The 9,275-nt window shown below is 37.5% G+C and carries 9 protein-coding genes and 1 tRNA gene; 8 read left to right on the forward strand and 2 right to left on the reverse strand.

Features of this window, described 5'->3' with window-relative positions:
• Positions 1-68: 68 nt before the first annotated feature.
• Positions 69-1,760, reverse strand: coding sequence for an NAD(P)/FAD-dependent oxidoreductase (locus KO495_RS05920; RefSeq protein WP_215979478.1), 1,692 nt, complete (start codon positions 1,758-1,760; stop codon positions 69-71).
• A gap of 152 nt (positions 1,761-1,912) precedes the next feature.
• Here KO495_RS05920 and fdxA point away from each other — a divergent pair, with 152 nt between their 5' ends.
• The 6 genes from fdxA to KO495_RS05950 all read left to right on the forward strand — a co-directional run bounded on the left by fdxA (position 1,913) and on the right by KO495_RS05950 (position 5,850).
• Complete coding sequence (fdxA, locus tag KO495_RS05925) at positions 1,913-2,245, forward strand: ferredoxin FdxA (RefSeq protein ID WP_215979479.1); 333 nt, start codon at positions 1,913-1,915, stop codon at positions 2,243-2,245.
• Positions 2,246-2,317: 72 nt separating this feature from the next.
• Positions 2,318-3,226, forward strand: coding sequence for a fructosamine kinase family protein (locus KO495_RS05930; protein ID WP_215979480.1), 909 nt, complete (start codon positions 2,318-2,320; stop codon positions 3,224-3,226).
• Between the two features lie 48 nt (positions 3,227-3,274).
• Positions 3,275-3,469, forward strand: coding sequence for a CPXCG motif-containing cysteine-rich protein (locus KO495_RS05935; RefSeq protein WP_215979481.1), 195 nt, complete (start codon positions 3,275-3,277; stop codon positions 3,467-3,469).
• A 192-nt stretch (positions 3,470-3,661) separates the two neighbouring features.
• On the forward strand, positions 3,662-5,068 hold the full coding sequence (locus KO495_RS05940) for an MATE family efflux transporter (protein WP_215979482.1): 1,407 nt from the start codon (positions 3,662-3,664) through the stop codon (positions 5,066-5,068).
• Between the two features lie 197 nt (positions 5,069-5,265).
• A tRNA-Val gene (locus tag KO495_RS05945) sits at positions 5,266-5,340 on the forward strand.
• A gap of 150 nt (positions 5,341-5,490) precedes the next feature.
• Complete coding sequence (locus tag KO495_RS05950; protein ID WP_215979483.1) at positions 5,491-5,850, forward strand: hypothetical protein; 360 nt, start codon at positions 5,491-5,493, stop codon at positions 5,848-5,850.
• Positions 5,851-5,912: 62 nt separating this feature from the next.
• Here the strand turns inward: KO495_RS05950 and KO495_RS05955 are convergent, their stop codons facing one another.
• A complete protein-coding gene (locus KO495_RS05955) occupies positions 5,913-7,466 on the reverse strand; it encodes a leucyl aminopeptidase (RefSeq protein ID WP_215979484.1) in 1,554 nt (517 codons plus the stop codon).
• Positions 7,467-7,701: 235 nt separating this feature from the next.
• On the opposite strand from KO495_RS05955, the gene KO495_RS05960 reads away from it, so the two are divergent.
• On the forward strand, positions 7,702-8,187 hold the full coding sequence (locus KO495_RS05960) for a DUF2947 family protein (RefSeq protein ID WP_215979485.1): 486 nt from the start codon (positions 7,702-7,704) through the stop codon (positions 8,185-8,187).
• 8 nt (positions 8,188-8,195) lie between these two features.
• Positions 8,196-9,119, forward strand: a complete 924-nt coding sequence (gene rlmF, locus KO495_RS05965) for a 23S rRNA (adenine(1618)-N(6))-methyltransferase RlmF (protein ID WP_215979486.1) — start codon at positions 8,196-8,198, stop codon at positions 9,117-9,119.
• The last annotated feature ends 156 nt before the right edge of the window (positions 9,120-9,275 follow it).

Genomic DNA, 9,275 nt, shown 5'->3' on the forward strand with positions numbered 1-9,275 from the left:
GGGATAAATTCACAGTAAAATGAAAAGGTATCAATAAAGAGCTACCTTTTCATTTCCTGCTTCGTAGCTTACTTACTCGCTAACATTGATAACGCCATAGCTTCAGCCACCTTAATGCCATCAATCCCTGCAGATAAAATACCGCCAGCATAACCTGCGCCCTCGCCTGCAGGATATAATCCCTTAGCATTAAGGCTTTCTAGTGTTTCTTTATCGCGCGTTATTTGAATGGGCGAAGAAGTTCGCGTTTCTACTGCTGTTAGTGTGGCATCATTCATTGAAAAGCCTTTAATTTTTCGCTCAAAAGCTGGTAATGCTTCTCTAATAGCAGTCACCGCATAAGGCGGTAACGCTTCACTTAAATCACAATAAGTAACACCTGGTTTATATGATGGCGCAACACTTCCGTGCTCACCACTTTTTCTATTGGCAAGAAAATCACCAACTAACTGCACAGGTGCATCGTAGCTATCACCTCCTAAACGGAAGGCTTTTTCTTCTAAGTTACGTTGAAATTCTATACCTGCTAATACTGAATCTGTTTGTGCGCCATACTCCCCTTGAGTAAAGTCACTCGGGTCAATACCAACTACAATAGCGCTATTGGCGTTACGTTCATGGCGTGAATACTGGCTCATGCCATTAGTCACTAAACGCCCTTCTTCAGAAGCTGCCGCAACCACAGTCCCCCCAGGGCACATACAAAAACTATACACTGAGCGACCATTACTACAGTGATGTACTAGTTTATAATCTGCAGCCCCTAAGATTTCGTTACCAGCATTTTCACCAAAACGAGCATCGTCAATAACTGATTGTTCATGTTCAATTCTAAACCCTACCGAGAAAGGTTTAGCTTTTATAAAAATACCTTCATCAAAAAGCATTTTAAAGGTATCACGTGCGCTATGACCAATAGCTAAAGCAATATGACGAGTTTTTATTTCCTCGCCACTAGCTAATGTTAAACCCGTTACTTGTTTCTGCTGATAGCCTGATAATTCGGGAGTAACATCTTCTGTAGATATTGCAGAACTTGTGTTGTCATCAAAGTGAATTTTCTCTACCCGCTCACTAAAGCGAACTTCACCGCCAAGTTCAAATATCTTTGCGCGCATTTGCTCAACCATAGTGACTAATTTAAACGTACCTATGTGGGGTTTACTGACATATAAAATTTCATCCGGTGCGCCAGCTTCAACAAATTCATGTAACACTTTGCGGCTATAGTGCTTAGGGTCTTTTACTTGACTATAAAGTTTCCCATCAGAAAAAGTGCCTGCACCGCCCTCGCCAAATTGTACATTTGACTCAGTATTTAATATTTTTTTACGCCAAAAACCGAACGTATCTTTAGTTCGCTCTCTAACTTCTTTACCGCGTTCTAAAATAATCGGTTTAAAGCCCATTTGCGCTAACACTAAACCAACAAATAAACCACATGGTCCCATACCAATCACAACCGGTCGTTCGGTTATATTTTCAGGAGCCTGTCCAACAAATTTATACGCCATATCTGGCGTTTCCTTGACTTGGTTATCTTGCTGAAACTTCACTAATAGCTGTTCGTTTTCAGTGGTATCAACATCTACAGTGTAAATTAAAAAGATATTACTTTTTTTTCTGGCATCGTAACCGCGTTTAAATACAGAAAAGTTAACTAGTTGCGCTTCATCAATTGAGAGTTTATTTAAAATAGCTTGTTGAAGTTCGTGCGCTTGATGGTCAAGGGCTAGTTTTATATTGGTTAAACGAATCATTTCTTTTGAAATCCAGCTGGGACGGGAGTAATTTTCGCTATTTTACCTATCCCGAGGCATTTTAGAAACAAGAGATTGAAATTGTGAGAAACAAAGGTATGATCTACCGCTCTAACCTTGTAAAACCTTTAATTTGCTTTTGAGAAAAAACCATGGCTTTTGTAGTTACTGATAATTGTATTTTATGTAAATACACGGATTGTGTCGCCGTTTGTCCCGCCGACGCATTTTATGAAGGCCCTAATTTTTTAGCTATAAATCCAAATGATTGTATTGATTGTGATTTGTGCCCTGTAGAGTGCCCTGCTGGCGCTATTTTCCAAGAAGATGAAGTACCTGAACATCAAAAAGAGTTTATTGAACTTAATGCGGAGTTATCTCAACACTGGCCACGTATTACTGAAGTAAAGGAGCCACCTAAAGACGCAAAGCAATGGGATGGTATTGAAGGAAAAATTAAATATTTAAAAATTGATGATGAATAACCGCACAGGTAAGGCACTCTGACAGAAAGCGACTATACTCTAAAAGGTGTTAAACAAGCTTTGGAGGTGTCTATGTGGCAGAGTATTGAACAAGCCATTAGCACTGAAACAGGTAAACGCTTTCATATTGTTGAAAAGCAGGCAGTTAGTGCTTGCTCGTTAACAAATACTTTATTGGACAGTAACGAACAACCGCTTAATTTATCTTTTAAAGTAAGTGATGGACAACGTAGTTACTTTATTAAACTGAATAAAAAAGAGTGTTTAGTTAACTTTCAAGCTGAAGCTTATTCTTTAAGGCAAATAAGTAAGCTTACCCACATAGCCTGCCCCCATGTTGCCTCAATAGGCACCACCTTAGATAAAAGCTTTCTAGTACTTGATTACATTAATTTTAGCAAAGCTAAACCTGTACTATGGTACCAATTAGGGCAGCAGCTTGCACAAATGCATTATGAAACACAACATAATCAATTTGGCTGGCAACACGATAACTTTATTGGCGACACGATACAACCTAATCACTGGAGTAACCATTGGCATTCATTTTTTGCTGAACAACGCATTGCTTGGCAATTACAATTGCTCTCTGAGCGTTCAATTCTACTGGGCGATATTGACCATATTGCCAAGGTTTGCCATCAAATATTACGTTGTTATCATGCAACACCTTGTTTAGTACATGGCGATTTATGGCAAGGCAATACAGGGTTCACACATAAACAGGCGATGTTATTTGACCCTGCTTGTTATTATGGTGATAGAGAAGTCGATATCGCTATGACTGAACTTTTTGGACACTTTCCTAACGATTTTTACCATGGCTATGAAGCAGAATATCCTTTAGATGATGGTTATGAGCAAAGAAAGCTAGTTTACAATTTTTATCATATTCTCAATCACGCTAACCTTTTTGGTAATATTTACCTTGAGCAAGCCAAAGCATTACTCGCTCGTATTATGGCATTAAACTACCATTAAGCATGACCTAACTATACTTATAAACTCAATTGGAATATGGAGGTTAACATGCAAAATCAACTCAGTGAAAAACGTATTTGTTGTCCTCATTGTGGTCATCACCTACATACAACTGTTGATGCTTCAGCGGGCGATCAAGATTACTATGATGAATGCCCAGCTTGTTGTATGGAAATTCACTACCATTTGCATATTGATGAATACCGAAAAAAAATTCAACTGTCAATTGACACAGATGATTAACATCAATTTAACGACTCAAAAATGCTGTATAAATAAACTTCCTTAAGTCACAAGTTAGCGCTTGTTTGCTAGGTATATCTCATCTATGATGCGCTAATTATAATGTACTTATACAATAAAGTTATTAGTCATAAAATATTAAATCATTACGTACAGTAATATTTCACGTTATTTCCATTATGTAAGATCTCTATGAATTTACCTGCCTTTTTTACGCACAGTAAAAGTATACTCAAACTCACTTATCCTATTTTAATTGCACAATTGATCCAGAACTTAATGGGCTTTGTTGACATTGTTATGGCTGGGCGTGTTAGTGCTGAAGACTTGGCCGCAGTAGCGGTGGCAAATAGTATTTGGTTACCGCTGATTTTAACCATTTATGGTTTAATCATGGCATTAGCCGCGATTGTTTCCCAACTTGCTGGTGCAAATAAGTACCCTGAAGTTGCTGAGCAAACCTATCAAACCGCTTGGATATCATTAGCTTTAGGCATATCTCTTATTGCACTTTACTACGTTGCCACACCGCTACTTTCACCGATGTTTAGCTTAGAAGGTAATTTAGAAACGCTAATTTTAGATTATTTAGCTTATATCGTTTGGGGCGCTCCTGGCTTTTGTTTGTATTTAGTATTAAGAAATTATGCGGAAGGTCTTTCATATGTAAAACCGACCATGATTATTAGTATTATCGGGTTATTGGTAAATATTCCTGCCAATTATATTTTTATCTATGGCAAGTTAGGTGCTCCAGCTTTAGGTGGTGCAGGTTGTGGTATTGCTACCGCAATCGTTTATTGGGCTATGTTTATCAGCATGCTGATTTATTGCTTTCGCTCAAGCATATTAAAACAGGCTAACTTATTTACGCGCTTTTATTGGCCTAATTTCACCCATATCAAAAATATACTCGCGCTCGGTATTCCCATAGCTTTATCATTATTATTTGAAGTAAGTTTATTTGCTATTGTTGCCATTATTTTAGTACCTTTTGGCTCACAAGTAGTGGCAAGTCACCAAGTCGCATTAAACTTTACAGGTTTAGTGTTTATGGTGCCATTGAGTATTGCCATGGCAACAACCATTAAAGTCGGTTATGCCATCGGAAATAAAAACTACCAACAAGCCAAAGATTACAGTTTTTATTCGGTGATCCTTGGTTTATTACTCGCTTGTGTAACCGCTATTTTAACCGTGGTATTTAGAGAGCAAATAGCCGGTATTTATAGTCGCGAGTTACCTGTAATAGAACTTGCCGCTAGCTTAATGTTACTCGCAACAATTTATCAATTCTCAGATACTATTCAAGTAGTTTCGGCCGGCGCCTTAAGGGGTTATAAAGATACAAAGTCAATTTTATATATTACCTTCGTTTCGTATTGGTTAATTGGTCTTGGTGTTGGTTTAGTATTAGGCATTACTGATTGGGTAGTTCCTAAAATGGGACCTTACGGTTTTTGGATTGGCTTTATTATTGGTTTAACTGCTGCTGCAGTCTTATTAGCGTGGCGTTTGCGCGTTATTCAACAACGCCTTGAGCAAAATAAAGATGAACTACCACCAACAAAAAATAATTCGCCAGAATTTGAACTATAATAGCGAAGCTAAGCTTTAGGTAGCTAACAACTTGATAGTTTGATAGATTTTGAGTGTTAACTGCGCTTCATGTAGATTAAATAAGCACTTAAACACTCATTTAAGCTATTTCGATTAAAACCGCTTGCAAGCTAATCAGACAGGCGCTAACATAGCGCTCGTTAAAGCCTATAAGGCTCTTAACAATTTTATACTGTGCGCGGTTAGCTCAGTGGTAGAGTCCTCGCCTGACTTGCGAGTTGTCAAGTGTTCGAATCACTTACCGCGCACCATATTTGAAAAGCCACTTTTAAAGTGGCTTTTTACTTTTCTACTTTCCTTAAATTTTCATATTTTTATGACTTATATCTTTGAGCATTACTTGATGTAAGCTATCGTGTATTTATCTAAGTTGTTTACCTGAAAATTATTTAAGGTCTTTGATGAAACTAGAACACAAAGCCGTATTATTGTCAGCATTACTGTATCCTGGCTCTGGGCATATATTTTTAAAAAAATACTTTATCGGTTTGAGTTTTATTAGCTCGTTTACCTTTCTTTTATATAACTTATTCAGTACCTTAAATCGTATCAGCGAAAAAGTAGCCTTACAAATAACTAATGGCGAAATTGCGCTAACGATTGAGGCTATTTCTCAAGCCGTTACTACACAATTAGCTATGCAACCACCACAGTATAACTGGTTAGGTTATGCCTTATTATTCATTTGGCTATTTGCTATGTTTGATGCTTATCGGCTTGCTAAAGTCAAAAAGAAAACATTCATAAATAAAATGGAATAGGCCCACATAAAAAATGGCTGAAAATCAGCCATTTTTTCAACACAATAAACTAAGTTTTTTAACTACTTTACTTGTGTCGTTAATAACCAGTTACTCAATAAGCGTACGCCGTAGCCAGTACCACCAGCAGGCATTACATCTTTATCTTTTGCTGCTAATGCATTACCCGCAATATCTAAGTGCGCCCATGTTGTATCACCGGCAAAGTGCTGTAAAAATACTGCAGCTGTTGATGCACCCGGCCCAGAGGTACCAATATTTTTCAAATCGGCTATCGGTGTTTTAAGCATATCTTTATACGCTAAAGGTAAACGCCACACTTGCTCTTCAACGGTTTTACCCGATACCGTTAACTGGGTTAATAGCTGTTCATCATCGGTAAAAATAGCACTGTAACGATCGCCTAACGCACGTACTTTTGAGCCCGTTAAAGTAGCAACATCAATCATAGTGTTAACTTTGTATTTATCGCGCGCATACCACATACCGTCAGCAAGAATTAAGCGCCCTTCAGCATCAGTATTGAGTACTTCAACCGATAATCCCTCAGCCGTTGTTAATACGTCTCCCGGTGCGAAGGATGTTTCTGAGACCATATTTGCTGCCATTGGCATAACGGCAACCACATTAACTTTAGCTTTTTGTAATGCCATTGCTTTAACCGTGCCTAATACTGCTGCAGCACCTGCCATATCTGATTTCATACGAGAAATAGAGCTGCCCGCTTTAATATTATAACCACCTGAGTCGAACGTAATACCTTTACCGACTAACGCGATAGGTGTTTCATCGCTTCCTTGCCAATGGGCAACAACTAATCGAGAGCCTTCAAGCGAGCCTCGACCAACCGCGTGTAATGCGCCCATACCCAAAGCCTCAATCTCTTTAGGTTCAAGCACGGTTACTTTAACTCCTAGTTTAGTTAAGCTTTTCGCCGCATTTGCAAAATCAACAGGCGTCATTTCGGTAGGAGTTTCAGAGGTTAGATCACGTGCTAGAAAAACGCCAGCTTCAATAGCACTTAGCCCTTGGTAAGTTATTTGTGCTTTTTGCTCATCTATTACCGATAAGTGATAGTGTTTTTCTGCCGGCTTTTTCTTCGATAAATATTTATCAAATTGATAAGAACGTAAGTTAATACCATGTGCTAAATGTGCCGCAAAGCTAGCATTACTGGTATCGTCACTAACCCCTTGAGTTAATATTGAGATATTTTCTGCGTCCATTTTTGCTAACTTAGCGGCGACACTAGCGCCAATATTATTAACTGCGCCCGCATGTAAGTTTTTCATATCACCTAAACCGATAATAATAACGCGCTCTGCATCAATACCATGAGGAGCTATCACTTCAACTAATTGATCTTTTTCACCCGTAAATTTAGCAACTTTTAACACGTTAGAAATCTGCTGCTCAGAGGCATTAATTAAGTGTTTCAAATCGCTCGATGGCTGCTCTTTTGCTTGAAACACAACTAAGGTAGTCGCTGATTTAGTGCTTTTATCTTGCTCAAAAGTAAACTGCTCTGCGTTAGTGGTTGTTACTAACGCCAATGATAATGCTGCGCTTAGTAATGATTTTTTAGCTAATGTGGTATTAAAAATAGTACGAATCATAGTTTTCTCAGGTAATAGTTATTCATTCAAGCGCTAATAAATCAACGCGTTATTTATAATGATAATGAAGCCATTATCGATATAAATATTATGTCATGCCATTTTCAACAAAAATGTTACTTTATGTAGCACTAATCTCCCTTAAAAGGCTTCAGCTGTAAACTCAGCTTTTTAATTTCCTGTTTGCTGGGTATAATTAGACTATACCCCCGTAATGTTCCAATAAAACAACAATATGAATTATTTCCCTGTTGAACAATTAAAAAATGCTTGGATTTTTAAACACAAGAGCTTACCTATCATTGAAAAAGACTTCCCTAAAATAAAGCCAATGGTGTCTGAACGGGCCAATATACTTTGGGATACCTTTATTAGTCGCCAAGCGGATCACCCTGACTTTTTTAAAAAAGGTGACTGGCCTTTTGATCAAGGCAACTGGGTTGAGCAAGGTAAATGGGAAAGCGTTTGGGATAGTGATAACCCTGCATTACCTGAACTAATTGAACAATATTTAAACTGGGATGGTAATACGGTTGTTTATTATTGCTCTGCTCGAGACAATGTAATTGAAACTACATGGCAGGTATTCAAGCGCTGCTGGAAAAACTTTCTTTTTATGGATGACGGCTCCATTTTATTAGGCAAAAAGCGTCAGCAAGTTGTGCAGTTTACGAGTAACGGCTTGTTCAAAATTGGCACTAAACCTAGTGAAAATAAGTAAGCATTATAGTGCATAAAAATAATCTACATAAAAACGGCTACAATTTTAGCGCATTAGTTAAATCGCACTCACCGCTAGCTAAGTTAATAATTAAAAATCCTTATAACAATCAAGATACTATTGATTTTAGTGACAGTAATTCGGTAAAAGCACTTAACTTGGCTTTATTAAAACATCACTACCAAATTAACGCTTGGGATATTCCTTTCGGATATTTATGTCCGCCAATTCCAGGCCGGGTTGATTATCTTCATTACTTACATGACTTAATAGCAAAAGTTCCCGCTAATGTTCTTAATAAAAACACACCGATAAAGGCATTAGATATTGGCACTGGCGCTAGCTGTATTTACCCCATTTTAGGGCAGCGTGTTTATGATTGGCAATTTACAGCCTCTGATATTGACCCACGCTCTATTGAACAAGCCAATAATAACTTAGCTGAAAATAGCAATTTAATGAATAATATAGATTGTCGCTTACAATCTGACAGCTCAAAAATATTTACCAATATTATTCAAGCCAATGAGTTTTATCATGTCACGCTATGCAACCCTCCCTTTCATAAGTCACTTGCTCAAGCAAGTGAAGGCTCTGTAAAGAAGTGGCAGAAATTAGCAAAAAACAAACAAAAAAATAATAATAACGCTAATACTATTGCTAAAAATACTTCAGCGTTAAACTTTGGCGGCCAAAAGGCTGAGCTTTGGTGTGATGGTGGTGAGTTAGCTTTTATTCGTAGAATGATCAATGAGAGCAAACACTTTAAAGCGCAAGTATTATGGTTTACTTGCTTAGTTTCTAAAAAAGATAATTTGTCTTTGCTTAAACTCAGTTTGAAAAAAGCGAATGTTGCACACTATAAAGTTATTAATATGACACAAGGGCAAAAAATCAGTCGCTTTATTGCTTGGAGCTTTACCGACTTTTAAATGTCTAAACTCATTTTAAGTACCCAAAGCAAAGTAAAAAGCTAAATAACAAGCTTATTGTTTAACTTTCCCACTTTGCTTTGGATTAACTATTTAACCTGAACTCGGTTCAAGAGACATTTAACAAATTGAAATATCAGCAAAAATTATTTTTCT

This window comes from Colwellia sp. D2M02 (assembly GCF_018860755.1).
Lineage (GTDB): Bacteria > Pseudomonadota > Gammaproteobacteria > Enterobacterales > Alteromonadaceae > Colwellia > Colwellia asteriadis.